The organism is Paraburkholderia sediminicola, from assembly GCF_902859805.1.
GTDB classification, from domain to species: domain Bacteria; phylum Pseudomonadota; class Gammaproteobacteria; order Burkholderiales; family Burkholderiaceae; genus Paraburkholderia; species Paraburkholderia sediminicola.
The window spans coordinates 690,594-715,885 of sequence record NZ_CADIKC010000003.1 but is presented as its reverse complement, the minus strand read 5'-3'; the positions used below and the strand labels follow the sequence as shown (position 1 = coordinate 715,885).

The window sequence follows — 25,292 nt, the reverse complement described above, 5'->3', positions numbered from 1 at the left end:
CTACGGTCAACTAATTAGCCTCGCAGACGGCATCACAAGTCCAGACGCAACCGTGGTCCAACCTCTACAAAACCCGCGGACAGATAGAACGCAAGCGTCCGGGCCCACCGTGGTTGATCAGGCGCACCGACGTCGAGTCGCTTCCATCCTCGTTCCTTGCCGAACTTCGTGGCCTCGCGTATCAGCGCTGCGGCGACTCCACCCGACCGGTACTCCGGCCGAACGTATAGCTCCGTGATCTGTCCGAAGGCTCCTCCCGCGTATATCGCCACGCCTTCTGTCATGAGAAGTATGCCCATCGGACTCTCACCTTCGAGCGCCATATATCCGAAGCTGCGATTCGTTTGGTTCAGAACGGCTTCGGCGATAGACACCCGGTCAGCAAATTCCAGCTCACCATTGTGAAGCTCCGTCAGAAGCCCATCCACAAGGTGTGCAACGGAATGCGCATCGGTCGATGCAACAGGACGAATATGCATCATGGTGTTCCCTTTTGCTATCTCTCGCGGTGCTGCCAAAAAGCTGTTGACCTGGCACTCATCCACAGCAATGCCTCATATAATGACAAAACGTAGTCATCTTTGAACTGTTCCTTCACTGAAGGCGCCATGCCAAAATCTCAGAACCAGCCGCCCGCTGGAGAATCTCCGGACATTGAGGTAGCAGAGAAGCAGATCGACCCGGCAGTAGAAAAAGTGTCCCGTGCTTTGTCTGCGCAGATTCATGCCTTTCGAACGTCAGCAGGAATTGCTTCGGGCACGCTCGCGAAAATGGCCGGCATTTCGCATTCGATGCTCTCGAGAATCGAAAAGGGAACCGCAACGCCGTCGATAGAAACGCTCACGCGGCTTGCGAATGCTTTGGGCAAACCGGTGTCGCGGTTCTTCGTCGACCAGAGTGAACGCCACGACTGCTCGTTCGTACCCGCTGGGCAAGGCGTGACTGTCGACCGGGAAGGTTCGTCGTATGGTCACATCTATCGGCTCATCGGCCACGTATTGTCAGGTAACCTTTCCGTTGAACCGTATGTCGTTACGCTCGACGAAAAGTCCCAGCCCTGGTCAACCCACCAGACAACTGGAATCCAGTTCCTTCACGTGCTTGAAGGCAAGATGAAATACCGGTACGCCAATCGGCTCTACGATCTGAAGCCTGGTGATAGCTTGCTGTTCGATCCGAATGCGGCGCATGGTCCGGAAGAAATCGAGAGCGTGCCGGTTAAATTTCTCGCCGTATTCTTCAACATCCGGGAATACAGCTAGAAAATAGAGGCCACGTCCTTTTTGCACTGGCCCCTCCCACGTACCGGTTTATCGTCGCGACCGCTGCAGTTCTGCGAATTGCTTTGCCACGACGCTTTCCCGACTCGCGACAATCTCCCCCGCCCCAACACGCTCCCGGCCATACACAATCCACGCGTCATCAGGCGAACCGATCGTTGCGTCTACTCGCAGCTTCTCTGGTTGAGAATCAAAATAGTAGCGATAGACAAGCGCTGAATCGCATTCTCCCTTCATCAACCGTTCGAATGCCACTGGAATTGAGACCGCCGGAATCAGCTGCGAATACGAACTGAGGTCCGCGTATTCATCGGTTGCAGGGGAAACAAGCGAGATTGTTTCCGGCTTGCTCACATCTTTCCGCGTGAGAATCGCCAATGTCTGACTCGGCGAAATGAAGGTATCGACAACGAACCGCTCGCGAAAGTTACTGCCCATCACGCGCGGCGTATCGGGGTGAACCGCGCACTGAACGAGATAGTCAATTTCGTCCGCGTCAAACGCGGCCAGCGCATCGTCGAAATTACCGAAGAGTTTGACTTCAGCCTCAAGCCCGTGGAATTCAATGTAACGACGAGTCACGTACTCGTGGTTCGTCCCCGATGGGCCGAGCGTGCCAAACCTGATTGTGGCCATGCTTTACTCCTCAAAATTCGCGCGCATCTTCAACGTCGCGCATTCATTTTTGAATCATCTGACTGAGGAAGCGCTTCGCGCGCTCAGTTTTCGGTGCGTCGAAGAATTCAGCAGGCTCGCTGTCTTCCACAATTTCGCCCTGGTCCATGAACAGAATGCGGTCAGCGACTGCCCTTGCAAATCCCATTTCGTGCGTGACACAAAGCATCGTCATGCCGTCTTGCGCGAGCAGCGTAAGCGTATCGAGCACCTCTCTGACCATCTCAGGGTCAAGCGCCGACGTCGGTTCGTCGAGAAGCATGATGGTCGGCGACATGCACAGCGCTCTGGCGATGGCAACCCGCTGCTGCTGACCACCGGAAAGCTGCGCGGGGTATTTCGCGGCATGGCTCGCAACGCGAACCCGTTCGAGCATTTCGAGCGCCCGCGCTTCGGCCTCCTTCCGCTTCAGTCCGCGAACGCGCATCGGAGCCAAGGTGCAGTTTTCCAGCACCGTCATATGCGGGAACAGATTGAAATGCTGAAACACCATGCCGACATCCGCACGTACCATGCGCACATGTTTCGCGTCGTCGGTGAGCTCGATTCCGTCGACGTGAACATCTCCCGAATCATGCTTCTCAAGCCGGTTCACGCAGCGAATCAGTGTCGATTTTCCGGAGCCTGACGGACCGCACAGAACAATCTTTTCACCTCGTCGGACATGCAGTGAAATAGAGTTGAGTACATTGAACGCGCCGAAACTCTTTGAGAGTCCCTTGATCGATATCGCGAGTTCGTTGTTCGGTACCGTGTTCATAGCGGAAGTCCTGTGCAGTTCGTGCTGATCAAGTGTCAAGCCGCGTGGGTGTCTGGGCGTGGAATGCTCGAGCTGCCGGGCTCTCCTTCCAGGCTACAACCTGGCCGTCGGACAATCGCTCGCGACCATAGACAATCCATGGGTCGTCAACGGTACCGATTCGCTCGTCGATTCTGAACCGCGTGGGGTTCTCGATTGCAAGAGACGAGTACGTCAGACCACTTTCGTATTTACCCGAGAGGAGTCCATCTGCTACCGATGCAGTCGATGTCTCCGGAATAAGCGTCAGTCCATCGGTATTGACATAGTCGCGGGTGGCCGGCTGAAGGGCGAGCGTTCGAGGTGTGCCGATATCAACCCGGGTCACCACCGCCATGTCCTTGCTGGAAGAGACGAAGGCGTCGATGACGAACAATTGCTTGCGGTACTTCGCGACGATGTCGGCCGTCGAAGGATGCACTGCAACTTGAACGATATAGTCGGCCTCGCCGTCGATCACCATGCGTGCAGCCTCGTCAAAGCTCAACACCAGAGCCATCGATGTTTTTTCTTCCAGACCGTGATGCTGAATGTATCGAGCAGTCACAAACTCGTGATTGCTACCACTGGGTCCAAGTGTCAGAAACCGAAGCAATTTGCGTTTCTCCATTAACTTTTCGTAGGGGACACGGGAACATGAGTCCACCTATAAAAATGCGCTACACGGTCACTAGGCTATGTGGGTGTCGCCAGAATCCGAGGACTTCAGCATCGCGGGTTGCTTAGGTTTTCGAGCATTGGCGACTTTGACGTCCTTGCCCGTTCTGCGTGCGATGTTCGTCTCGAGAATCCGGAACGCGTACGACAGGAAGAATGTCATCGCGAGATAAATCAGTCCCGCTCCGACGAAAATCTCATAGGGCGCGTAGGTTTCACTCACCAGCAACTTCGACGTTCCCGTCAACTCCATGATGGTCACCGTCGATGCCAGCGACGTCGCCTTCAGGTTCAGAATCGTTTCGTTGGCGTACGCAGGGATCGCAATGCGAATGGCAATCGGTGCTTTAACTCGGCTGAGTATCGATGCCCGACTCAGCCCGAGTGCCTCGGCAGCTTCAACAATGCCTTTGGGCACCGCAGACAACGCCCCCATCAGAATGCGCGCCGTGTACGCGCCAGAATTCAATCCCAGAGCAATGACAGCGCAGGTGAATGGGTCGCGCAGGAGCGGCCATAACACGGAGTGTCGAACAAAAGCGAACTGTCCGAATCCGTAGTAGAGAAAGAACAGTTGCACCAGCGCGGGCGTGCCGCGGAAAGCGCCAATATAAAACTTGACGCAACCGCTCAGAACCTTCGACGAACTCAATCCCACGAGCGCTGTCGGCACACCCACAATAAGACCCACAACCACGATGCAGACAAACAACTCAAGCGTGACGGGCAACGCGGCAAGCAGACGCGGAAGACTCGAAATGAGCAATGAGAAATCAAACATGGCTCACCTCGCCAACGCGGTCGACGTCTTGCGTCGAACCGTACTAAAGGCATTTGTCAGGGCGAAGCTGAGAACAAAGTACAGCACGCCAGCAACAAGGTAAAAGAAAAACGGGCGATTGGTCGCTTCAACGGCGAAGCCTGTTCGGCGCATCAGGTCCTCCAGACCAACCAGCGAAACCAGTGCAGTTTCTTTCAGGAGTACGGTCAGTTGATTCCCGAAAGCCGGAACGGCGAGGCGCCACGCCTGGGGTGCAATAACGTGGACAAAGCTCCCCGTACCCGTCAGCCCCAGCGCTGCGGCGGCTTCAAACTGCCCGCGCGGAACTTCGAGAATCGCACCCCGAAAGATCTCCGTCGCATAGGCGCCAAACACCAGCCCGAGCGACACCGCACCCGCACCGAATGCATTGATTTCAATGGATCGGCCGAGGATATGAGAAAGCGTTGCGCTTCCGCCGTAGTACACCAGGAAGATGACCAGCAGGTCCGGAACACCTCGTATCGTGGTTGTGTACGCCCCCGCGAAATGGCTGAGAATCCGCATGGGAGACAACTTGGCAGCGGCCATCAGGATCCCGATGACCGAGCCGATCGCTGTGGCCGCGAGCGCGACCAGCAGCGTCGTGACGGCCCCGAGCAGAATCAGTCCGCCATAACCATTCAGAGTGAAATCGTCCATGCCGGCTCCCGCTTTACATCAGAGAGAAAGGGAAATACTTCTTTCTGATCTGGTCATAGGTGCCGTTCGCCATGATTGCGGCCAGCGCAGCGTTAATACGATTGCAGAGCTCGGCATTGTCGAGACGAACGGCAATTGCATTTCCGTCTCCGAGTACGCCGCCTTTGAATTCAGGTCCGACGAATGCAAAGTCCTTCGAGTCTGGCCGCTTGAAGAAGTCGGAGTAGAACGTCGCCTTGTTGCCGATGATGAGGTCGACACGGCCTGCGACGAGGTCCAATTCCGGCTGACGGGTATCGTCGTACAGCACGAGTGATGCCGTCTTGTCGTAACCGTTAGCGACCAGCCACTGGTGCTGGGAAGCGCCGCGTTGAACGCCGATGCGTTTGCCTTTCAGACCCGCCGGCGACACGTCCTTGATCCCGCTGTCTTTTGCCGCGATAAAACTGGACGTCGTGTCCTTGTACTTGTTGGTGAACAGCACCTGTTTGCGGCGCGCGGGCGTTGTCGACAGCGACGCAACGATTGCGTCATACCGATTGGCCTGAAGACCGGGAATGATGCCGTCCCACGCCTGCGCAACGATCTGGCACTTCACCTTCATCTGTGCGCAGAGGGCATTCGCAATGTCCACATCGAAGCCCTGCAACTGGCCGGAGGCATCTTTAAAGCTCCACGGAGGATAGGTGCCCTCCGTTGCGACTCTCAGCACGTCGCCCTCGGAAAAAGCGGGTGCCGACATGACCAATGACGTCGCCGCCAGGGCGCAGGTGATCAATCCTCGAAGACGTTGAAACAGGCTGTGTGACATGGCAACTCTCTCGTCGCGATTGCTGCGCCCCGGATGTTCCGTCGCATTGGAAGTAAAGGTAGCCCGTCGTTAATTTAACGTCAATATTTTAATTTTATGCAAATTCCCTAATCGGGTTTACGCGTAGATTGACATCGGAGGAAGGGTCGAAGGTCGTGCGGTTCACGAAGCTCGGGACGTGCGTCGACCTTCCCGGCGACGAGTCGGAAGCAGATCTTCGATGGATTCAGCGAGCAGACGGGAAGCGAGGCACTGCAGGGCCGTCACGCGGTTCGGGTGAATACCCGCCGCGTGTGTTCATGTTCAGCCAGCGCGCCTGTTTCGTTGAGCGCGATTTGCTCGCCAGCGAATCAGGAAGCCGACCAATGCGGCGAAGGCCGCAGTAGCCGCATAGCCGGCGAGGCGAATGGCATCCTCACTCGGGAGACATGAGACCATCGCAATGACGATGGCGATTGCAAGTAGCGCGATACATGCGATTGCCCATTTCATCTCCGTCTCCCCTGAAGTTTGATGTGCTGCCAGATGCACGGCTATCTCGCCGTTTTGTTAAGCATACCCGCGAGTGAGGCACCGGCGCTTCGTTGCAATTCAAGCGGCTACCCCTCTGCCACTTCCGTGCGCCTGCGCGAGGATGAACTCGATAAAACTCGCCGCCGCCCGGGTGTGATGCCGATTCGGCATGTAGAGCAGGTACATGTTCGTGCCGAAGATGCTTAGACGCCATTCATCGAGCGCCGTCACCACGTCTCCGCGGCGCAGGTCGTCCTGCACCACGTAGTCGGGCACCAGACCAACGCCTAGACCAGCCAGCACCGCCTGGCGCAGGAACAGGAAGTTCTCGGAGATGATCGTCGGCTCAAGCAGCACCTCGTGGCGTTCGTCGCGCAGATACGCCGCCACCCGCAACTGCCTGCCGACCACCGCCGCCGTAATCAAGGGCGCAGTACGCAAATCGTCGAGACGTATCGGCATGCCGCGGCTTGCAGCAAATTCCGGCGACGCACACGCAACGTATCGCACCGGCCCCATGTCTCGTGCGACGAGATTCTGCGGCGGCTCCGACATGACCCGAACCGCGATGTCGACCTCGTCGCGCATCAGATCTTCGACCCGATTCTCGAACAGCACGTCCAGCACGATGCCCGGATAAAGACGCTTGAACGCGATCAGCCAGTCCGACATCACCAGTTGCCCGTAACCGCTCGGCACACTCAAGCGCACCCGCCCCTGCAAGCTCTGCCCGAGCGTGGTGACCGATTCGCGCGCGGCCAGCAGCGCATTCTGAATGGTGCGGCCATGCTCGTATAACTGCAGGCCGATTTCAGTCGCTTCGACCCGGCGCGTGGTGCGCCTGACCAGCTGCAGCCCGATTGAGCGCTCCAGCTGGTTCAGGTGGTAACTCACGTTGGCGCGGCTCATTTTCAGCCGGCGCGCGGCCTCGCTCAGATTGCCCGCGTCGAGGATATCGACCAGCAAGGTCAGCGAATTGACGTCCATGGCACAGCCTTTGTCAAAGTATCTTTGACAGTCTGTCAACCGCCTATGTAATTGTCAATAAACCTTGACCAACCGACAATCGGAGAATTCGCCAGACTAGGTATGCCCTATCTGCCCCGATATCAATCAGGAGACGACACGATGATCCTCAACCCTTCCGCCGACGTTGTGACGCGCGAATTGCGCGGCAAAGTCCTGCTGGTGACCATCGACCACGCACCGGTCAACGCCTTGTCCGCCGACGTGCGGCGCGGCCTGCTGGCCGCCATTGACGCGGCGGATGCCGACAAGGCCGTCGAAGCTGTGCTGATCGTCGGCGCCGGGCGCAACTTCATCGCGGGCGCGGACATTCGCGAGTTCGGCAAGCCGCCGGTGCCGCCCTCGCTGCCGGACGTGTGCAATCGCATCGAGGCATGTTCGAAACCGGTGGTGGCCGCCATTCACGGCGCCGCGCTCGGCGGCGGCCTGGAAGTGGCGCTCGCGGCGCACTACCGGCTCGCCGTGAATGGCGCGAAACTCGGTTTGCCTGAAGTGCAACTGGGCCTGCTGCCAGGCGCGGGCGGCACGCAGCGTACGCCGCGCCTGATCGGCGCGCAGGCCGCCCTCGACCTGATCCTGAGCGGCCGCCACGCCGGCGCGAAAGAAGCGCTCGCGCTTGGCCTCATCGATCGGTTCGGCAGCAGTGACGACATCCTCGCTGAAGGACTCGCCTACGCGCAGGAACTGCTGGCCGCTCACGCACCGGTACGCCGCACGCGCGATGCCGCTGCACTCAGCGACCGCGCAGCGAGCCTCGCCGCCGTCACCACGGCGCGCGCAGAAACGGCGAAGAAATCGCGCGGCCTGTTTTCCCCGCTAAAAATCGTCGATGCCGTGGAAGCCGCCATCGAACAGCCTTTCGAAGACGGCCTGCGGCTCGAGCGCAAACTGTTCCTTGAATGCATCGACAGCCCGCAGCGTGCCGGCCTGATTCACGCGTTCTTTGCCGAACGTGAAGTGCTCAAGGCCCCGGAAACACGCGAAGCAAAACCACGCGCACTGAACAGGATCGGCGTGGTGGGGGGCGGCACAATGGGCGCGGGCATCGCCGTCGCCGTGCTCGATGCCGGCCTGCCGGTGACGATGATCGAACGCGACGCTGAGTCGCTCGCGCGCGGCCGCGCGCACATCGAAAAGGTCTACGACGGCCTGATCGCCAAAGGCCGCATGAGCGCGGAAAAGAAAGCCGACGTGATGACGCGCTGGCAAGGCAGCACGTCATACGACGCACTCGCTGACACCGATCTGGTAATCGAAGCGGTGTTCGAAGACCTGTCGGTGAAAAAGGCCGTGTTCGCCGAACTCGATCGAGTTTGCAAGGCGGGCGCGGTACTCGCCACCAATACGTCGTATCTCGACATCGACGCGATCGCGGCCAGCATCTCACGCCCCGCGGATGTGATCGGCCTGCACTTCTTCTCCCCCGCCAACATCATGAAGCTGCTGGAAGTGGTGGTGCCGAAGCAGGTCAGCGCCGACGTGGTCGCCACGGCGTTCGAACTCGCGAAGAAGCTGCGCAAGACGCCGGTGCGGGCCGGCGTGTGCGATGGTTTCATCGGCAATCGCGTGCTGGCGGTGTACCGTAGCGCGGCCGACGCGATGATGGAAGACGGCGCGTCGCCGTATCAGATCGATGCGGCAGTGCGTGCGTTCGGCTTCCCGATGGGTCCGTTCCAGGTGGTCGATCTGGCCGGCGGCGACATCGGTTGGGCTGCGCGCAAGCGGCGCGCAGCCACGCGGAATCCCAACGCGCGCTACGTGCAGATCGCCGACCGTCTTTGCGAACGCGGCTGGTTTGGTCAGAAGACCGGCCGTGGTTTTTATCTGTACCCCGAAGGTTCGCGCAGCGGCGCGCCCGACCCTGAAGTCGAGGCCATCATCGACGCCGAACGCGAGCGCGCCGGCATCACGCCGCGCACGTTCACCGACGAAGAAATCATGCGCCGCTACATGGCCGCGATGATCAACGAAGGCGCCAATGTCGTGCATGAAGGCATCGCGCTGCGACCGCTCGATGTCGACGTGACCTTCCTCTATGGCTACGGCTTTCCGCGTTATCGCGGCGGTCCGATGAAGTATGCCGATAGCGTGGGCCTCGCCACGGTTCTCGCGGACATTCGCGAGTTCGCCAAAGAAGACCCGCTGTTCTGGCGTGCGTCGCCGTTGCTGGTCGACCTGGTCGAGCGCGGCGCGGATTTTGCGAGCCTCAACCAGTCAGCTTGAGAGCGCACGTTATTTGGAGCATTCTCGACCGGCAGGGAGCGCGCCCGTCTGCCCGCTCACCCGCCGGTCCGGTAAATATCTAGGGAAGAACCCGCTATGGATCTGAACTTCACGCCTGACGAAGAGGCTTTTCGCACTGACGTGCAGCGTTTTTTGCGTGACAAACTCCCGCAACGTCTCGCCGACAAAGTACACGGCGGCCGCCGCCTCACACGCGAAGACATGGCCGAGTGGCACGCAATTCTCAACGCACAAGGCTGGCTCGCCAATCATTGGCCGAAGGAGTACGGCGGCCCGGGCTGGAACGCCGTGCAGAAATTCATCTTCGAGAATGAATGCGCATTGGCGGGCGCACCGCGCGTCGTGCCGTTCGGCGTCAACATGCTTGGGCCCGTGCTGATCAAATACGGCAACGAAGCGCAAAAGCGTCACTGGTTGCCGCGCATTCTCGATGGCTCGGACTGGTGGTGCCAGGGCTACTCGGAACCCGGCGCGGGCTCGGACCTCGCATCGGTCAAAACCACGGCTGTACGCGGCAGCGACGCGCAAGGCGAGCATTACATCGTCAACGGTCAGAAGACGTGGACGACGCTCGGTCACTACGCGAACATGATCTTCTGCCTCGTGCGCAGCGCCACCGACGTGCGCAAGCAGGAAGGCATCAGCTTCCTGCTGATCGACATGAATACGCCAGGCGTCGAAGTGCGCCCGATCATCACGCTCGACGGTGAGCACGAAGTCAACGAAGTGTTTTTCACGGACGTGCGTGTACCCGTTGAGAATCTCGTGGGCGAAGAAAATAAAGGCTGGACCTACGCCAAGTACCTGCTCACGTATGAGCGCACCAATATCGCGGGTGTCGGCTTCTCGGTCGCCGCGTTCAACCGGCTGCGCAAGATTGCCGCGAAGCAGCAACGCAACGGCCGGCCGCTTGCAGAAGATCCTTCGTTTGCGGCACGTATGGCGCGAGTCGAGATCGATCTGGAGAACATGAAGACCACCAATCTGCGCGTGATCGCAGCGGTGGCCGGAGGCGGCGTGCCGGGCGCCGAGAGTTCCATGTTGAAGATTCGCGGCACCGAGATCCGCCAGGAGATCTCCTCGCTCACGCGCCGTGCGATGGGACCGTATGCGCAGCCGTTCGTCGAGGAAGCCTTGCACGATGGTTTCGAGGGTACGCCCGTCGGTCCAGACGAAGCCGCCAGCGCTGCCTCTCTCTACTTCAACAACCGCAAGCTGTCGATCTTCGGCGGCTCCAACGAAATCCAGAAGAACATCATTTCCAAAATGATCCTGGGACTGTAAGGGGCGCACATCATGAATTTCCAGCACACCGAAGATCGCCGCATGCTGGCGGATACGCTCAACCGTTTTGTCACCGAACAATACGCCTTCGAAACGCGTGACCGCATCGCAGGCTCGCCCGAAGGCTACAGCACCGACCTGTGGAACCGCTTCGCGGAACTCGGCATTATCGGCGCGTTGTTCGACGAATCGGACGGTGGTTTTGGCGGCGGCGGCTTCGATATCGCCGTCGTATTCGAGAGCCTGGGTCGCGGCCTCGTGGTCGAACCGTTTCTCGATACGCTGATCGTCGGCCAGGCGATCGCGCGCGGCGGCAATGCAATGCAAAAGGCCGCGCTCGGCGAATTGATCGACGGATCCCGGATCGTCGCGCTCGCGCATGGCGAGCCGGACGGCCATTACGAACTGTCGCGCGTCACAACACGTGCTCAGCGTGTTGGCGACGCATGGCGGTTGGATGGTGCGAAGGCCGTGGTTCAGCACGGCGAGAACGCTTCCGTTTTTCTGGTCTCCGCACGCACCGCGGGTGCTGACGACGCCGAAGCCGGCATCACGCTCTTTCTCGTCCCACGCGACGCCGCGGGTGTCAGCGTGCGCGGCTATCGCAAGATCGACGGCGGCCGCGCGGCCGAGGTCACGTTCGACAACGTCATGCTCGCAGACGATGCGCTGCTCGGCGCAGTTGGAGAAGGCTTCGCAACGCTCGAGTACGCGATCAGCTGCGGCGTGCTTGCGTTGTGTTCTGAAGCGGTCGGCGCGATGGATGTTGCAAAAGACTACACGCTCGAGTACCTGCGCACGCGTAAGCAGTTCGGCGTGCCAATCGGCAGCTTCCAGGCGTTGCAACATCGGATGGCGGATCTGCTGCTCGAGATCGAGCAGGCACGATCGGCGGTGATCAATGCCGCGGCAGCGCTTGGCGCTGAACGCACGGTGCGGGAACGCGCGGTTTCAGCCGCGAAATACAGCATCGGCCGGATAGGGACGATGGTTGCCGAGGAATGTATTCAGTTGCATGGCGGTATCGGTATGACGTGGGAGCTACCGATGGCGCACTATGCGAAGCGTCTTGTGATGATCGACCATCAGTTGGGCGATGAGGATCATCATCTCGAGCGGTTTATCGCGCTTGGTAGAGGGTGAGAACGGGTTTCCAGGTTTGCTTTGAATCAAGGGTGAATGGGCGCCATCAATGGATTACGCGCGGTAAGAATGAGGTAACTTCCGATAAGTTAGACTGCTAAAAAGTACCCGTGAAGGAGACATCTAAATGGCTCAGTTTCACTTCATCGAAGATTACGAGAGACACGTAGCCGATCTGATCGCAAACCATCCACTCGACAAGGCGATGGCGCTAGCAGTGGGTGGCCTCTATGAGGAAACAGGCGCATTGCAGCTCGCGGTGCTGCGCGAAAACGGCCTGAGAGACGGCATGAGCATCTTCGATCTGGGGTGCGGTAGCGGGCGGCTCGCGCACGCGCTTGGAAAGTCCGGACTTGATCTTGACTATTGCGGAACGGACATCGTGCAGGCGCTGCTCGACTATGCGAAATCAAAGACGCCCGCGCATTACCGCTTCGCGCGGCATACTGCCTTGTCGCTACCTACCGGCGACGAAGCGATCGATATCGCCTGCGCGTTCAGCGTCTTCACACATCTGCTGCACCACGAGAGCTATCTGTATCTGCAGGACATGCGACGCGCCTTGAAACCAGGCGGACGAGTTATTTTCTCATTTCTGGAGTTTGCGGCACCGACGCATTGGATTGTGTTTGAAAACACCGCCAAAGCGCTACGCGCCGGAAACCCCGGGCCTCTCAACACTTTCATCGAACGCCCGGCGGTCGAAAAATGGGCGGCTGAACTGGGATATCGGATCGAGCGGTTTATCGACGGAACCGCGCCGATTGGCAATCTCGGCATCTTCGGTCAGTCAGTCGCCATTCTGATCAAGGACTAGCCAGTAATCACAACCAGGTCGCGCATGAGTGTGCTCCTTCCCACGACTCAGTCGCCCTCAAGCAGTTGCTCTTCGTTTTTCCCGCTGGAGCTCGCCGCAATATGGGGACAAACGTGAGGGTAAATCCACCGCAAAACGAAAAAGGCCCTATGGAACACACTCCAGTAAAGACACAAGACTACTTTTCTCTAATTTAAAGACGGAGAGCGGCGCGGCCTTGGGAGAAGTGATTGGAGGAATATAAGAGGCTTTTCTACTCTCCTTGGCCCGTCAATCTGACGGCGCGCTCGGCAATCTGAGCGGCACGAATGTGACCACGCTTGCGCAGGGGTTCCTCCACGAACCGGAAGTTGAGGTCGGCGAGGATTAGCGTGACGATGGTCGCGGTCAATGCGTAGCGCAGCGTGAAGTTCGCTCCGATATGCGTGCCGGCCGGTTCGAACTTCGGCCAGAATTCGCGGGTGTACACGTAGACGGGAAAATGAATCAGGTAGATCGCGAAGGAACGCTCGCCGATCCACACCAGCGCGCGACGCAGTAATGTCGGCCCGAGGAAGTAGCCACGGTCATATGAGCACATCCAGACGATCAGCGCGGACACCAGCGCGGACATGCCCATGAAGAATGAAACGATCTCGTAATGGGGAATCGCGAACAGTGCTGCGAACAGAATCGAGGGGATGATGAACCGGAAGCGGGACGCAAGGAGGTTCGGTTCCAGCATCCTGTAGGCGTCTGTTCGACTGAAAAACGCCAGTAGTACGCCAAGCAGAATCGCATCAGTGCGGATGAACGAGAGTAAGCCATCCCACTGATTGCGATGAATGAAGAACTGCGCCGCGACCATTATGCCGAGTACTATTGGCAGGCGTTTCCTGAATATCAGGAAGAGCAGAGGCAGCAGTACATAGAACTGCTCCTCGAGCGACAGCGTCCAGTAATAGCCGAAGTTGCCGCACGCGCTGTCGCCATTCAGGCAATTGACAACATGGAAGTTTTCGATGTGCATCGCTACAGCGATAACATCAGGCAGGTTTTTGTGCGGGCTGTAGTAGCCGGAAAAGAACGGGCTCACGGCCATAGCGATCATCATCCACAGCCACGCCGAGGGAGTTATACGGTACAGGCGCCTGACCCAGAAACTACCGACCTCGGCCCAATATGCTGATCCGGTTTTCCCTTCCAGGCGAGGGAGCAACGCCTTGGCGATCACGTAACCCGAAATGCAGAAGAACAGGTCGACACCGACCCATAGGCCGTGCCCGATGCGATTCCAGCGCGCTCCCTCCCATGTGAACAGGAAAACCAGATGGTGGACCAGAACGGCCATCACGGCGATTGCGCGAAGTGCCTGGATTTCGTTGTTGTAATGTTTGCCGCTGTCGGTTTCCACGGTGGCCTCGGTTATTTTGGCGGCCATCGTCCTTCAAAAACCGTTTCCGGTCAAATCAGGCTATCGCGCCGGCAATCGCCTGGACGCGCAGCTGAACGCGCGACATGCCGGTGTCGAACATTGTGCTCAGTCTGCCGGCCAGGAAGTCGGCTTGAATATTAGGGAGTCTCTAATAGAATCTCTAAGATGATGAAAAAAGCGGCAGACAATGAAAAAGCCGCAACACCTTACGGCGTGCGGCTTTGATCTTGGTCGGGGCGAGAGGATTTGAACCTCCGACCACCTGCACCCCATGCAGGTACGCTACCAGGCTGCGCTACGCCCCGAACAGCTAAAAATTATAACAGACACTTCAATCGATTAGAACCGCTCTGCGCTAACAAAGAAAACTAGTGACCCAACAGGTCGATCACATGCAGCAATTCCTTGCGCAATTGCTCCACATCTACCGCAGCCGTTGCTGCGGCCGGAATCGCTGCGCCCTCGCCTTCCTCGACCAGATCAGCCGGCCCACCTTGCGCACCACCGCCATGCGAATCGAGCCGATTGCGTGCACCGTTGATCGTGAAGCCTTGCTCGTACAGCAACTCACGAATCCGCCGGATCAACAGCACCTCATGATGCTGGTAGTACCGGCGATTGCCGCGCCGCTTGACCGGCCTCAACTGCGTGAACTCCTGTTCCCAATAACGCAGCACATGCGGTTTGACGCCGCATAGTTCGCTGACCTCACCAATCGTGAAGTAGCGCTTCGCCGGAATCGGAGGCAAGACGACTTTTTCGATCGTCGCTGTCATCGTCAGTTAGCCGTCGTGGTGGGTTGCGCAGGGACGCGCCAGTCGATCAGCGCGCGAAGCTCGCTTCAGCGCCGTTCTCGACCAACGCTTTCAGCTTTTGACTTGCATGGAACGTCACAACGCGGCGCGCGGCGATCGGAATCGCCTCGCCGGTCTTCGGGTTTCTGCCGGGACGCTGGGGTTTGTCGCGCAACTGGAAGTTGCCGAACCCCGACAGCTTCACGCTATCGCCACTCTCCAGCGCATCGCGGATCACCTCGAAGAATGCTTCGACCATGTCTTTCGCTTCCCGCTTGTTGAGCCCGACATTGTCGAACAGCAACTCGGCAAGTTCAGCTTTGGTAAGCGTCGGCGTTTCGGTGGAAACGGCCGCGGGTGATGTCGGAATATCGCGAATCATGGCGCTGCGTTGCGCCGTAAGAAGGGCTTCGAAATCACTCGAGTTCATTTCATTCATATCTATCAAATGGCGCGCCAAGCAGAAACGGAGGTTGCGAAAAAATGCCGTGCAAATGTTAAATGCGGGTTATCCACGCAACCGTGCGCCATATACTCGAGCCAGACGTTCCACCAGAGTTTGAATGGCCAGATCGACCGTTTCATCCTGAAGGGTCCCGCCAGTATCTTGCAAGGTCACACGGAACGCAAGGCTTTTCTCGTGAGCAGCCAAACCACCGGAAGTGTTTGATTTTGGACGGAATTCGTCAAAAAGCACAACCTTCTGAACAGTCTTGCAGGCCTCTTCGGACTGGGCCTTCTGGAGCTCGTCCAGCAGCGCCTGCACCTCGATTTTCTGATCGACGACCACCGCGATATCGCGACGTACCGGCGGGAATTTAGACACATCCGCCGGAATCGGCAATACGCGCTGCATTAATGCTTCCGATTCGATTTCAAACAGAATCGGCGCATGCGGCAAATCATATTTCTGCATCCAGCGCGGATGCAATTCACCAATCCAGCCCACTGCGCGATCATTCAGTTCAATACGCGCGCTGCGGCCCGGATGCAATGCCGGATGCTCCGCTTTCACGAAGCGTGCCACGGCCGGCGCGAGCACGGCTTCCAGATCGCCCTTCACGTCGAAGTAGTCGACAGTGCGTGTTTGTGCGCCCCACTGCTCTTCGAGCACGGGACCGTAGGCGAGGCCGCCGATCATCTTCGGCTGCGCAAAACCTTCGACGGTCAATTCACCTGCCTTGATCGACGGATCGTGCAGGAACACGCGGCCGGCTTCGAACACGCGCACGCGATCGGCCGCGCGGCGATTCAGGTTCGTGCGCAGGACCTCGATCAGGCTGCCGAACAGCGTGGTGCGCATGACCGACAACTGGCTCGCAATCGGATTCAACAGACGAACAGGATTGTCGTTGCCGGCGAAGTCCGACTCCCACTCGGCATCCACAAAGCTGAAGTTAACCGTTTCCGCGTAATCGCGTGCGGCGAGCGCATGGCGGATCACGTGAATCGAGCGCTGCGTTTCGTTGGTCGGCAGCATTTCGCTGGTTGCAACCGGCGGACGCGCAGGAATCTTTTCGAAGCCGTAGATGCGCGCGACTTCTTCGATCAGGTCTTCTTCGATTTCGATATCGAAGCGGTACGACGGCGGGATCACCGAGAACGTATCGCCGTCGCGCTCGAACGTAAGACCGAGACGCGTGAAGATCTGTGCAATTTCGTCCGCGTCGATCTTGATGCCGATGATGCGGTTTGCACGCGAAACCCGCATCTTCACCGGCTCACGCTTCGGCACGTTGACGATCTGATCGTCGACCGGGCCGGCTTCGCCGCCGCAGATATCAAGGATCAATTGCGTGATGCGTTCGATGTGTTCGACAGTGGTCGCGTAATCGACGCCGCGCTCGAAACGATGGCCTGCATCGGTCGAGAAGTTGTACTTGCGCGAGCGGCCACGAATACTATCCGGCCACCAGAACGCGGCTTCGAGATAGATGTTGGTGGTGTCGAGCGTGACGGCCGTGCTGTCGCCGCCCATGATGCCGGCGAGGCTTTCGATGTGCTGTTCATCGGCGATCACGCCGACGGTTTCATCGAGTTCTACGGTGTTGCCGTTCAACAGCTTGAGCGTTTCGCCCTTGCGGCCCCAACGCACGTCCATGCCGCCGTGGATCTTGTCCAGATCGAACACGTGCGACGGACGGCCCAGTTCGAGCATCACATAGTTCGAGATGTCGACGAGCGCGGAAATGCTGCGCTGACCCGAACGCTCGAGACGCTGCACCATCCATTGCGGTGACTTCGCACGCGCGTTCACGCCACGAATCACGCGCCCCGAGAAGCGGCCGCACAGATCGGGCGCCGAGATTTTGACGGGCAACGTTTCGTTCAACTTGACTTCGACAGGCTTGATCTCAAGCGGACGCAGCGGCGCACCGGTGATGGCCGACGTTTCGCGCGCCACGCCGAACACCGACAGGCAGTCCGCCTTGTTCGGCGTCAGCTTGATTTCGAAAACCGTGTCGTCGAGATTGAGCGTTTCGCGGATGTCCTGGCCGATCGGCGTAGCTTCCGGCAAGATCATCAGGCCGCTATGATCTTCCGAGAGCTTCAGTTCACGTGCCGAGCACAGCATGCCCTGGCTTTCCACGCCGCGCAGCTTCGAGAGCTTGATCGCGAAAGGCGCGCCGCCCTCTTCGGCCGGCGGCAGTTGCGCGCCGACCAGCGCGACCGGCACCTTGATGCCCGGCGCGACATTCGGCGCACCGCACACGATGTTCAGCGTCACGCCCGTGCCGGCGTCGACCTGACACACGTTGAGCTTGTCCGCGTCCGGGTGCTTGACGACTTCCAGCACCTGGCCGACGACGATCTTCGAAGTCGGCGGCGCGGCCGGCCGCAGGTCTTCGACTTCGAGACCCGCCATCGTCAACGCGTGCGACAGCTCATCGGTCGTCAGTTGCGGATCGACAAAGGTTCTCAGCCAGGATTCCGGGAATTGCATGGTTCTGTGTACGTTCTGATCAGGTTAGGTCCAGGTCCGGCAGGCGGCCCATTGATTCACTGGGCACTACCGGGGACGCTGCTGCGGCACTGCGTACAGTGCCGCGCTCTATGCTTGTCGCGTTCGTACGCGCCGGTTCACGCGAATTGACGCAGGAAACGCAGGTCGTTTTCGAAGAACAGACGCAGGTCTTGCACGCCGTAACGCAACATGGTGAGCCGCTCGAGGCCGCTGCCGAATGCAAAACCGATGTAGCGCTCGGGGTCGAGACCCATGTTGCGGATCACCGTGGGGTGCACCTGGCCGGAACCCGAAATTTCGAGCCACTTGCCGGCGTTCTTGCCCGTTTCGAACAGCATGTCGATTTCAGCCGACGGTTCGGTGAACGGAAAGTACGACGGACGGAAGCGCACCTGAATATCGTCGCGCTCGAAGAATTTCTTGAGGAAGTCGGAGTAGACGCCCTTCAGGTCCGCGAAGCTGATGTTCTCGTCGATCCACAGGCCTTCGACCTGGTTGAACATCGGCGAATGCGTTGCGTCGCTGTCCACACGATACGTGCGGCCCGGCACGATCACCTTGATCGGCGGCGTGTTGGTACGGGCGTAGCGCACCTGCATCGGGCTGGTGTGGGTGCGCAGCAGCAGTTGACGGCCGTCGGCATCTTTGCCGTCGACGTAGAAGGTGTCCTGCATTGAACGCGCCGGATGGTTTTCCGGGCTGTTCAGCGAGGTGAAGTTGTACCAGTCGGTTTCGATTTCGGGGCCGTCGGCCACGTCGAATCCGATCGTACGGAAAATCTGTTCGACGCGTTCCCACGTGCGCATCACCGGGTGCAGACTACCTGCGCCGGTGCCGCGGCCGGGCAACGTGACGTCAATGGCTTCAGCGGCGAGGCGCTGGTTCAGCAACGCGTCGGCGAGCGCCTGACGGCGGGCCGTCAACGCGGCCTCCACTTGTTGCTTGACGAGGTTGATCCGTGCGCCTTCGGTCTTGCGCGTTTCGGGATCGAGTTTGCCAAGGCCCTTCAATAGCTCGGTCAACGCACCCGATTTGCCGAGAAAGCGCGCTTTCTCGTTCTCGAGGGTGGTGACGTCGGAGGCTTCTGCGAAGGCTTTTTGCGCGTCGGCGACAATCTGGTCCAGATCCATTGATCCCATCATTTCAACGTCAGTGTTCTATCGAAGCAAATCCGGTTCTACCAACAAAAACGGGGCTCGGTGAGGAGCCCCGTTTTTGCTGCAGCGTCACCGAGACTACCGGATGTTCGCTGCAACGAACCACGCAGTTTAATTGCCCAAAGCGCAATCAGGCTGCAACGGCGGCTTTCACCTGCTGAACGATCGCAGCAAAAGCAGCCTTGTCGAACACAGCCATGTCGGCCAGCACCTTGCGGTCGAGTTCGATCGAAGCCTTCTTCAGGCCGTTGATGAACACGCTGTACGTCATGTCGTGCTGACGCACCGCCGCGTTGATACGCGTGATCCACAATGCACGGAACACACGCTTCTTGTTGCGGCGATCGCGGTAGGCGTATTGGCCTGCGCGCATGACCGCCTGCTTGGCGATGCGATAGACGTTATTGCGACGGCCGCGGTAACCCTTGGCCAGCTTGATGATCTTCTTGTGACGGGCCCGTGCGGTAACCCCACGTTTTACTCGAGGCATGTCTTGCTCCTATGAGTGTCGGTTAAGGGTTAAGCGAACGGCAGCATTGCGCGCACGGAGTTCATATCTGCATCATGAACTGCCGTCGAACCGCGCAAATGGCGTTTGTTCTTGGTGGTCTTCTTGGTAAGAATGTGGCGCTTGAAGGCTTGACCGCGCTTGACGGTACCGCCCGGACGCACCACGAAGCGCTTTGCAGCACTCTTCTTGGTCTTCATCTTCGGCATGACAACTCCATTATTAGATGGATATGGGTGTGCGGTCGGCCAGATGGCCATTACCCGCCCTTCGAAACCCATTCCACTTGGTATGCAGACCGCCGTTACCGCCGGCAGCCGCTTTTCAGGAAGCGGCGCATATTTGCACATGCGCCATTCCGAAACCTGCCGATCCCGCACCGGACACCCGGCACAGCATCGTTTCAATCTTTCACAACCGGAGCGCACACCACACGGTGCGCCGCTGCCCCAGCGGCTTACTTCTTTTTCTTCGGCGCGAGCACCATGATCATCTGGCGCCCTTCCATTTTCGGCATCTGCTCGACCTGACCGACTTCGTCGAGGTCAGTGCGCAGGCGCTCGAGCATGCGCATACCGATTTCCTGGTGAGCCATTTCGCGGCCACGGAAACGCAACGTGATTTTCGTCTTGTCGCCGTCGTCGAGGAAACGAATGAGGTTGCGCAGCTTGACGTTGTAGTCGCCGTCATCAGTGCCCGGGCGGAATTTGACTTCCTTGACCTGGACAATCTTCTGCTTGAGCTTGGCCTCGTGTTGCTTCTTCGCTTCCGAGTACTTGAACTTGCCGTAGTCCATCAAACGGCAGACCGGAGGAACCGCTTGCGGAGCGATTTCAACCAGATCCACATCCTGCTGTTCCGACATGCGGAACGCATCAGCGAGTTTCACGATGCCGAGCGGTTCGTTCTCGACTCCGACCAGACGCACCTCGGGTGCTGTAATTTCACCGTTGATGCGGTGCGCAGACTTATCAGTAGCGATGTTACGTTTCCTCTAAAAATTAAAAAAACGAGCCGGGCTGCCAAGTGGCTCAGTTGAACGACTGCACATCCTGGCGCAGACGCTCAATGAAGGTATCGAGAGGCATCACACCCAGATCGACACCACCACGGGCACGCACGGCTACCGTTTGGGCTTCACGCTCTTTGTCGCCGACCACAAGCAGGTACGGCACCTTTTCCAGCGTGTGCTCCCGTATTTTATAGCTAATCTTCTCGTTGCGCAAATCGGCCTCTACTCTAACCCCTTGTTTTTGCAACGATTGGGCTAGCGACTGCGCATATTCGGCCTGACTTTCCGCGATATTCATCACCACAACCTGCATCGGCGCAAGCCACGACGGCATTGCACCAGCATGGTGCTCGATCAGAATGCCGAGGAAGCGCTCCATTGATCCGACGATTGCCCGGTGCAGCATGATCGGGCGGCGGCGGCTATTGTCTTCGGCGACGTATTCCGCGCCCAGACGCTCCGGCAGCACCATATCGAGCTGCAACGTGCCGCACTGCCACGACCGGCCGAGTGCGTCCTTGATGTGGTACTCGACCTTCGGGCCGTAGAATGCGCCCTCGCCCGGCAGTTCTTCCCACGTCACGCCGCACGCCGTCAGCGCGTCGCGCAAACCCTGCTCGGCACGATCCCACGTCTCATCGGTACCGGCACGTGAATCCGGGCGCAGCGACAGCTTGATCTCGACATTGTCGAAGCCGAAGTCCTTGTAGACGCTCATCGCCAACGTGTTGAACGCGATCGATTCGCTGATGAACTGGTCTTCGGTACAGAAAATGTGCGCGTCGTCCTGCACGAAGCCACGCACACGCATCAGGCCATGCAGCGCGCCCGACGATTCATTGCGGTGGCACGAGCCGAATTCCGCGTAACGCAACGGCAGGTCGCGATACGAGCGCAAGCCGTGGTTGAACACCTGCACGTGGCCTGGGCAGTTCATCGGCTTGATCGCGTAGTCGCGCTTTTCCGATTCCGTCGTGAACATGTTTTCACGATAGTTCTGCCAATGGCCCGACGCTTCCCAGAGCGAGCGGTCCATGATCATCGGCGTCTTGATTTCGAGGTAGCCGGCATCGTTCACGCGGCGGCGCATGTACTGCTCGACCTGCTGCCAAAGCGTCCAGCCACGCGGATGCCAGAACACCATGCCCGGCGACTCGTCCTGCATGTGGAAGAGGTCGAGTTGCTTGCCGAGCTTGCGGTGATCGCGCTTTTCCGCTTCCTCAAGCATGTGCAGATACGCTTCCTGGTCTTCCTTCTTCGTCCAGGCCGTGCCGTAGATACGCTGCAATTGCTCGTTCTTCGAATCGCCGCGCCAGTAGGCGCCTGCAAGCTTCATCAGCTTGAAGACCTTCAGCTTGCCGGTGGACGGCACGTGCGGGCCGCGGCACAGATCCGTGAAGCCGCCGTGCGAGTACAGCTTGATTTCGTCGGTAGCCGGAATCGATTCGATGATCTCGGCTTTGTATTTTTCGCCGATGCTCTTGAAGTAGTCCACAGCTTCGTCGCGCGAGACCACGCGGCGCGAGACCGGCTCGTCTTTCTTCGCGAGGTCCTGCATGCGCTTTTCGATCTTCTCGAGATCTTCCGGCGTGAAGGGACGGCTGTACGCAAAGTCGTAGTAAAAGCCATTGTCGATCACCGGACCGATCGTGACCTGCGCTTCCGGGAACAGATCCTTCACCGCGTACGCGAGCAAGTGCGCCGTGGAGTGACGAATGATGTCGAGGCCGTCGGCGTCTTTCTCGGTGACGATGGCAAGCGCCACGTCGTGATCGATCAGCGTGGACGTATCGACGAGTTCACCGTCGATCTTGCCGCCGAGCGCAGCTTTCGCGAGGCCGGGGCCGATCGAGGCTGCCACTTCGGCGACGGTCACCGGATGCTCGTACTGTCGAACAGAACCGTCAGGCAAACGTATCGAAACCATTGCGTTCTCCGTGGTGCCGACCGGCGGCGGCACATACAACCAGGTCAAAAAACCAAAAAAAATGCGGCCCCGCTTTCGAGGGGCCGCATTCACATTTCCTGCTAACTACAGTGGCGAAAGTGGTCCTCGACTAGCGTCGCTCCGAAGTAGTTTCGGTCAACGTTCGCGGTGCCATAACCGTATTTGCCTTTTGCGCCGAAGCGCTTACTGCAGTTTGCGAAACCCCGGCAAAACCGGAATTTCTCTTTCGTTGGTAGGCTCGATTGGACTCGAACCAACGACCCCCACCATGTCAAGGTGGTGCTCTAACCAGCTGAGCTACGAGCCTGAAGAAACGAGATTATATGGAGCCCCACACCGCTTGGCAAGTACTTTTATGCACCGACTTTAAATTTCTACTCGCACGCACGGGCGCATCGAAACGATGCCTGCCGTGCGCCTGCACGCACCCACAGGCACCCGCCGCCTCGTGCGCGCATCAACTCTTGCGTGAAGCGCGCACCACGCCGATTACTTCACCGAGCAGCGTACACGCGCGCTGAATTTGCGCGGCGCTCGATACCTCGACAGTAAATTGCATGAACGCGGCATTGCGGCGCGACTGCGTCTTCACGCCGATCACGTTCATCTTCTCGCGCGCGAAAACTTCGGAGATATCGCGCAGCAGACCTTGCCGATCCGTGGCCTCGATGCTGAGGTCGACAGGATAAACCGACTGACCGCGGCCGCTCATGACATCTGCCGACCATGCGGTTTGCAACACACGTTCCGGCGCGCGATCGGCCATGCGCACGAAGGTCGGGCAATCGCTGCGGTGAATCGACATGCCCTTGCCGCGCGTGACGAAGCCGCTGATGTCGTCAGGCGGTGCGGGACGGCAACAGCGCGCGAGTTGCGTAAGCAACGCGTCGACGCCGACCACGAGCACACCCGTAGAAGCCCCGCGGGCGACGCTCGCGCCGCTACTGCGCTTCTCAAACTGTTCCGGCGCTTCGACTACCGGCTCGGGCGGCGGCGCATCGTGCAGCGCCTGCTCGACGAGCCGCAGACTGAATTCTTCTTTGCCGACCACCGAGAACAGGTCGTCGGTCGTCTTGAAACCGAGCTTGGCGGCAAGCTGATCGAGATTGACCGACGTCTTGCCCTCGCGCTGCAGGGTTTTTTCGACCATCGCACGGCCGCTCGAGATGTGCTCCTGCACTTCGACCGCGTTGAACCACGCGCGCACTTTCTGCCTCGCCCGATGGCTCTGCAGATACCCGAGTTGCGGGTTGAGCCAGTCACGCGACGGACCGCCCTCTTTCACCGCGACGATCTCGACCGTCTGACCGTTCTGCAACGCCGTGTTGAGCGGCACCATCGCGCCATCGACACGCGCACCACGGCAGCGATGCCCCAGTTCGCTATGCAGGTGATACGCGAAGTCCACCGGTGTCGCGCCGTGCGGCAGCGGAATCACGCGGGCTTGCGGCGTGAGCACGTAGATGTGGTCGTCGTCGAGCGTAGCCTGGCGCAGTTGCTCCCACGGCTGCGCGGCCCGCTTCTCGCCGTGCTCGCCTTCGGAGACGTCGTCTTTCCACGCGAGCAGTTGACGCAACCACGCAATCTTCTCGTCGTACTTCTCATTGGCGCTGAACTGGCCGCCGTAGCCACGCGTGCCCGCTTCCTTATAACGCCAGTGCGCCGCCACGCCATACTCGGCGAACTGATGCATTTCCTGCGTGCGGATCTGTACTTCGAACGCGCGGCCATCGTCGCCGATCACGACCGTATGCAGCGATTTATAGCCGTTCGGCTTCGGCCGCGAGATGTAGTCGTCGAACTCTTTCGGCACCGGTTGCCACAGGTTGTGCACGATGCCGAGCACGGTGTAGCAATCCTTGATGTCCTGCACGATCACGCGAAACGCGCGCACGTCGTACAGTTCGGCGAAATCCAGCTCCTTGCCGTGCATCTTGCGCCAGATGCTGTAAATGTGTTTTGGCCGGCCGCTGACTTCAGCCTGAACATGCGCCGCAGCCAGTTCCTGCTGCAGCCGCTCGATTGCCTGCGCAACATAGCTCTCGCGCTCGACGCGCTTCTCGTCGAGCAGCTTGGCGATGCGCTTGTAAGTGACCGGCTCTTCGAAGCGGAGCGCGAGATCCTCGAGCTCCCACTTCAGTTGCCAGATGCCGAGCCGGTTGGCGAGCGGCGCGTAAATATCGAGCGTTTCACGCGCGACGTCGGGCGACGGCGTGATTTTCGCCGCCGCGTAATAACGCAGCGATTGCAAGCGCGACGCGAGCCGTATCAGCACCACGCGAATGTCCTGCGCGAACGCGAGCAGCATCTTGCGCAGCGCCTCGACCTGCGCGCGGCGCGCGGCTTGCGCATCGCGCCCGGCTTCGGGCATCGCATTCTGCGCCGCGCGCAAGCTCACCGTACCGAGGCGCAGCAACTTGCGCACGTCGCCCACCAGCTGCGCGACTTCTTCGCCGAAGTTGTCGGCGATTACGCGCTCGGGGTCTTGCAGATGCGGCGTCAGCGCAAACAAGGCCGCCGCCAGCACAGCCGGCGGATCAACATTGAGCTTGCGCATGATCGACGCCGTACCCGCCGCGTGATCCGCCAGCAACTCGCCCGATGAGAGCCGCACTTCGCCCGCATGTTCGCGCACGAACGCCATCGCTTCGTCGAAGGAAGGGATGGGGGTCGGCGTGCTCGTAACGATTTCGGTAGTCATGGTGCGACGGCCCACCGGGCCAGACGGATCAACGGATTTTCAACAACAACTGCGAGACGACGCTAAAGCCAGGCTCAGCGAG

The 25,292-nt window shown here is 59.2% G+C and carries 23 protein-coding genes and 2 tRNA genes; 5 read left to right on the top strand and 20 right to left on the bottom strand.

Annotated features, from left to right (window positions below):
* Nucleotides 1–32 precede the first annotated feature (32 nt).
* A complete protein-coding gene (locus R8871_RS15675; RefSeq protein ID WP_175051246.1) occupies nucleotides 33–482 on the bottom strand; it encodes a GNAT family N-acetyltransferase in 450 nt (149 codons plus the stop codon).
* A 126-nt stretch (nucleotides 483–608) separates the two neighbouring features.
* On the opposite strand from R8871_RS15675, the gene R8871_RS15670 reads away from it, so the two are divergent.
* Nucleotides 609–1,262, top strand: a complete 654-nt coding sequence (locus R8871_RS15670) for a helix-turn-helix domain-containing protein (protein WP_175051245.1) — start codon at nucleotides 609–611, stop codon at nucleotides 1,260–1,262.
* A gap of 48 nt (nucleotides 1,263–1,310) precedes the next feature.
* Here the strand turns inward: R8871_RS15670 and R8871_RS15665 are convergent, their stop codons facing one another.
* The 7 genes from R8871_RS15665 to R8871_RS15635 all read right to left on the bottom strand — a co-directional run bounded on the left by R8871_RS15665 (nucleotide 1,311) and on the right by R8871_RS15635 (nucleotide 7,184).
* Complete coding sequence (locus tag R8871_RS15665) at nucleotides 1,311–1,916, bottom strand: hypothetical protein (protein WP_175051244.1); 606 nt, start codon at nucleotides 1,914–1,916, stop codon at nucleotides 1,311–1,313.
* A 43-nt stretch (nucleotides 1,917–1,959) separates the two neighbouring features.
* Nucleotides 1,960–2,715 (bottom strand): amino acid ABC transporter ATP-binding protein, encoded by a 756-nt coding sequence (locus R8871_RS15660; protein ID WP_175051243.1) that lies wholly within the window; start codon nucleotides 2,713–2,715, stop codon nucleotides 1,960–1,962.
* A 28-nt stretch (nucleotides 2,716–2,743) separates the two neighbouring features.
* Entirely contained in the window at nucleotides 2,744–3,364 is a 621-nt protein-coding gene (locus R8871_RS15655) for a type 2 periplasmic-binding domain-containing protein (protein WP_175051242.1), read from the bottom strand.
* 60 nt (nucleotides 3,365–3,424) lie between these two features.
* Nucleotides 3,425–4,192: an ABC transporter permease gene (locus R8871_RS15650; protein WP_175051241.1), complete on the bottom strand. Its 768-nt coding sequence runs from the start codon at nucleotides 4,190–4,192 to the stop codon at nucleotides 3,425–3,427.
* Nucleotides 4,193–4,195: 3 nt separating this feature from the next.
* Nucleotides 4,196–4,873 (bottom strand): ABC transporter permease, encoded by a 678-nt coding sequence (locus R8871_RS15645; protein ID WP_175051240.1) that lies wholly within the window; start codon nucleotides 4,871–4,873, stop codon nucleotides 4,196–4,198.
* 13 nt (nucleotides 4,874–4,886) lie between these two features.
* Entirely contained in the window at nucleotides 4,887–5,684 is a 798-nt protein-coding gene (locus R8871_RS15640; protein ID WP_175051239.1) for a transporter substrate-binding domain-containing protein, read from the bottom strand.
* 591 nt (nucleotides 5,685–6,275) lie between these two features.
* Complete coding sequence (locus R8871_RS15635; RefSeq protein WP_175051238.1) at nucleotides 6,276–7,184, bottom strand: LysR family transcriptional regulator; 909 nt, start codon at nucleotides 7,182–7,184, stop codon at nucleotides 6,276–6,278.
* Between the two features lie 141 nt (nucleotides 7,185–7,325).
* On the opposite strand from R8871_RS15635, the gene R8871_RS15630 reads away from it, so the two are divergent.
* From R8871_RS15630 to R8871_RS15615, 4 genes are all read left to right on the top strand, one after another.
* The gene (locus R8871_RS15630; protein WP_175051237.1) at nucleotides 7,326–9,446 is read left to right on the top strand and encodes a 3-hydroxyacyl-CoA dehydrogenase NAD-binding domain-containing protein; all 2,121 of its coding nucleotides are present in this window, start codon (nucleotides 7,326–7,328) and stop codon (nucleotides 9,444–9,446) included.
* Between the two features lie 96 nt (nucleotides 9,447–9,542).
* Nucleotides 9,543–10,751: an acyl-CoA dehydrogenase family protein gene (locus R8871_RS15625; protein ID WP_175051236.1), complete on the top strand. Its 1,209-nt coding sequence runs from the start codon at nucleotides 9,543–9,545 to the stop codon at nucleotides 10,749–10,751.
* A 12-nt stretch (nucleotides 10,752–10,763) separates the two neighbouring features.
* Nucleotides 10,764–11,894: an acyl-CoA dehydrogenase family protein gene (locus R8871_RS15620; RefSeq protein ID WP_175051235.1), complete on the top strand. Its 1,131-nt coding sequence runs from the start codon at nucleotides 10,764–10,766 to the stop codon at nucleotides 11,892–11,894.
* A 127-nt stretch (nucleotides 11,895–12,021) separates the two neighbouring features.
* Nucleotides 12,022–12,711 carry a class I SAM-dependent methyltransferase gene (locus R8871_RS15615; protein WP_175051234.1) on the top strand — a complete coding sequence of 230 codons (690 nt, stop codon included), beginning with the start codon at nucleotides 12,022–12,024 and terminating at the stop codon, nucleotides 12,709–12,711.
* A 253-nt stretch (nucleotides 12,712–12,964) separates the two neighbouring features.
* Here the strand turns inward: R8871_RS15615 and R8871_RS15610 are convergent, their stop codons facing one another.
* The 12 genes from R8871_RS15610 to R8871_RS15555 form a co-directional block, all read right to left on the bottom strand.
* Nucleotides 12,965–14,131, bottom strand: a complete 1,167-nt coding sequence (locus R8871_RS15610) for an acyltransferase family protein (protein ID WP_175051233.1) — start codon at nucleotides 14,129–14,131, stop codon at nucleotides 12,965–12,967.
* Nucleotides 14,132–14,353: 222 nt separating this feature from the next.
* Nucleotides 14,354–14,430 (bottom strand) — tRNA-Pro (locus tag R8871_RS15605).
* Nucleotides 14,431–14,493: 63 nt separating this feature from the next.
* Nucleotides 14,494–14,901 (bottom strand): MerR family transcriptional regulator, encoded by a 408-nt coding sequence (locus R8871_RS15600; protein ID WP_175051232.1) that lies wholly within the window; start codon nucleotides 14,899–14,901, stop codon nucleotides 14,494–14,496.
* Between the two features lie 46 nt (nucleotides 14,902–14,947).
* Nucleotides 14,948–15,358: an integration host factor subunit alpha gene (locus R8871_RS15595; RefSeq protein WP_054040433.1), complete on the bottom strand. Its 411-nt coding sequence runs from the start codon at nucleotides 15,356–15,358 to the stop codon at nucleotides 14,948–14,950.
* Nucleotides 15,359–15,427: 69 nt separating this feature from the next.
* On the bottom strand, nucleotides 15,428–17,863 hold the full coding sequence (pheT, locus tag R8871_RS15590) for a phenylalanine--tRNA ligase subunit beta (RefSeq protein WP_175051231.1): 2,436 nt from the start codon (nucleotides 17,861–17,863) through the stop codon (nucleotides 15,428–15,430).
* A 137-nt stretch (nucleotides 17,864–18,000) separates the two neighbouring features.
* Nucleotides 18,001–19,014 (bottom strand): phenylalanine--tRNA ligase subunit alpha, encoded by a 1,014-nt coding sequence (gene pheS / locus R8871_RS15585; RefSeq protein WP_028200200.1) that lies wholly within the window; start codon nucleotides 19,012–19,014, stop codon nucleotides 18,001–18,003.
* A gap of 157 nt (nucleotides 19,015–19,171) precedes the next feature.
* A complete protein-coding gene (gene rplT / locus R8871_RS15580; protein ID WP_006052502.1) occupies nucleotides 19,172–19,531 on the bottom strand; it encodes a 50S ribosomal protein L20 in 360 nt (119 codons plus the stop codon).
* A 29-nt stretch (nucleotides 19,532–19,560) separates the two neighbouring features.
* Nucleotides 19,561–19,758, bottom strand: coding sequence for a 50S ribosomal protein L35 (gene rpmI / locus R8871_RS15575; RefSeq protein WP_012433738.1), 198 nt, complete (start codon nucleotides 19,756–19,758; stop codon nucleotides 19,561–19,563).
* A gap of 248 nt (nucleotides 19,759–20,006) precedes the next feature.
* Nucleotides 20,007–20,531, bottom strand: coding sequence for a translation initiation factor IF-3 (infC, locus tag R8871_RS15570; RefSeq protein WP_074263967.1), 525 nt, complete (start codon nucleotides 20,529–20,531; stop codon nucleotides 20,007–20,009).
* Between the two features lie 49 nt (nucleotides 20,532–20,580).
* Complete coding sequence (gene thrS, locus R8871_RS15565) at nucleotides 20,581–22,488, bottom strand: threonine--tRNA ligase (RefSeq protein WP_175051230.1); 1,908 nt, start codon at nucleotides 22,486–22,488, stop codon at nucleotides 20,581–20,583.
* Nucleotides 22,489–22,739: 251 nt separating this feature from the next.
* Nucleotides 22,740–22,816, bottom strand: a tRNA-Val gene (locus R8871_RS15560).
* Between the two features lie 150 nt (nucleotides 22,817–22,966).
* On the bottom strand, nucleotides 22,967–25,210 hold the full coding sequence (locus tag R8871_RS15555; RefSeq protein ID WP_175051229.1) for a RelA/SpoT family protein: 2,244 nt from the start codon (nucleotides 25,208–25,210) through the stop codon (nucleotides 22,967–22,969).
* Nucleotides 25,211–25,292: the final 82 nt, after the last annotated feature.

Coding starts and splice junctions, on each gene's coding strand:
- R8871_RS15675 (WP_175051246.1), bottom strand. CDS start 482: ATGATGCATATTCGTCCTGTTGCATCGACCGATGCGCATTCCGTTGCA.
- R8871_RS15670 (WP_175051245.1), top strand. CDS start 609: ATGCCAAAATCTCAGAACCAGCCGCCCGCTGGAGAATCTCCGGACATT.
- R8871_RS15665 (WP_175051244.1), bottom strand. CDS start 1,916: ATGGCCACAATCAGGTTTGGCACGCTCGGCCCATCGGGGACGAACCAC.
- R8871_RS15660 (WP_175051243.1), bottom strand. CDS start 2,715: ATGAACACGGTACCGAACAACGAACTCGCGATATCGATCAAGGGACTC.
- R8871_RS15655 (WP_175051242.1), bottom strand. CDS start 3,364: ATGGAGAAACGCAAATTGCTTCGGTTTCTGACACTTGGACCCAGTGGT.
- R8871_RS15650 (WP_175051241.1), bottom strand. CDS start 4,192: ATGTTTGATTTCTCATTGCTCATTTCGAGTCTTCCGCGTCTGCTTGCC.
- R8871_RS15645 (WP_175051240.1), bottom strand. CDS start 4,873: ATGGACGATTTCACTCTGAATGGTTATGGCGGACTGATTCTGCTCGGG.
- R8871_RS15640 (WP_175051239.1), bottom strand. CDS start 5,684: ATGTCACACAGCCTGTTTCAACGTCTTCGAGGATTGATCACCTGCGCC.
- R8871_RS15635 (WP_175051238.1), bottom strand. CDS start 7,184: ATGGACGTCAATTCGCTGACCTTGCTGGTCGATATCCTCGACGCGGGC.
- R8871_RS15630 (WP_175051237.1), top strand. CDS start 7,326: ATGATCCTCAACCCTTCCGCCGACGTTGTGACGCGCGAATTGCGCGGC.
- R8871_RS15625 (WP_175051236.1), top strand. CDS start 9,543: ATGGATCTGAACTTCACGCCTGACGAAGAGGCTTTTCGCACTGACGTG.
- R8871_RS15620 (WP_175051235.1), top strand. CDS start 10,764: ATGAATTTCCAGCACACCGAAGATCGCCGCATGCTGGCGGATACGCTC.
- R8871_RS15615 (WP_175051234.1), top strand. CDS start 12,022: ATGGCTCAGTTTCACTTCATCGAAGATTACGAGAGACACGTAGCCGAT.
- R8871_RS15610 (WP_175051233.1), bottom strand. CDS start 14,131: ATGGCCGCCAAAATAACCGAGGCCACCGTGGAAACCGACAGCGGCAAA.
- R8871_RS15600 (WP_175051232.1), bottom strand. CDS start 14,901: ATGACAGCGACGATCGAAAAAGTCGTCTTGCCTCCGATTCCGGCGAAG.
- R8871_RS15595 (WP_054040433.1), bottom strand. CDS start 15,358: ATGAATGAAATGAACTCGAGTGATTTCGAAGCCCTTCTTACGGCGCAA.
- pheT (WP_175051231.1), bottom strand. CDS start 17,863: ATGCAATTCCCGGAATCCTGGCTGAGAACCTTTGTCGATCCGCAACTG.
- pheS (WP_028200200.1), bottom strand. CDS start 19,014: ATGGATCTGGACCAGATTGTCGCCGACGCGCAAAAAGCCTTCGCAGAA.
- rplT (WP_006052502.1), bottom strand. CDS start 19,531: ATGCCTCGAGTAAAACGTGGGGTTACCGCACGGGCCCGTCACAAGAAG.
- rpmI (WP_012433738.1), bottom strand. CDS start 19,758: ATGCCGAAGATGAAGACCAAGAAGAGTGCTGCAAAGCGCTTCGTGGTG.
- thrS (WP_175051230.1), bottom strand. CDS start 22,488: ATGGTTTCGATACGTTTGCCTGACGGTTCTGTTCGACAGTACGAGCAT.
- R8871_RS15555 (WP_175051229.1), bottom strand. CDS start 25,210: ATGACTACCGAAATCGTTACGAGCACGCCGACCCCCATCCCTTCCTTC.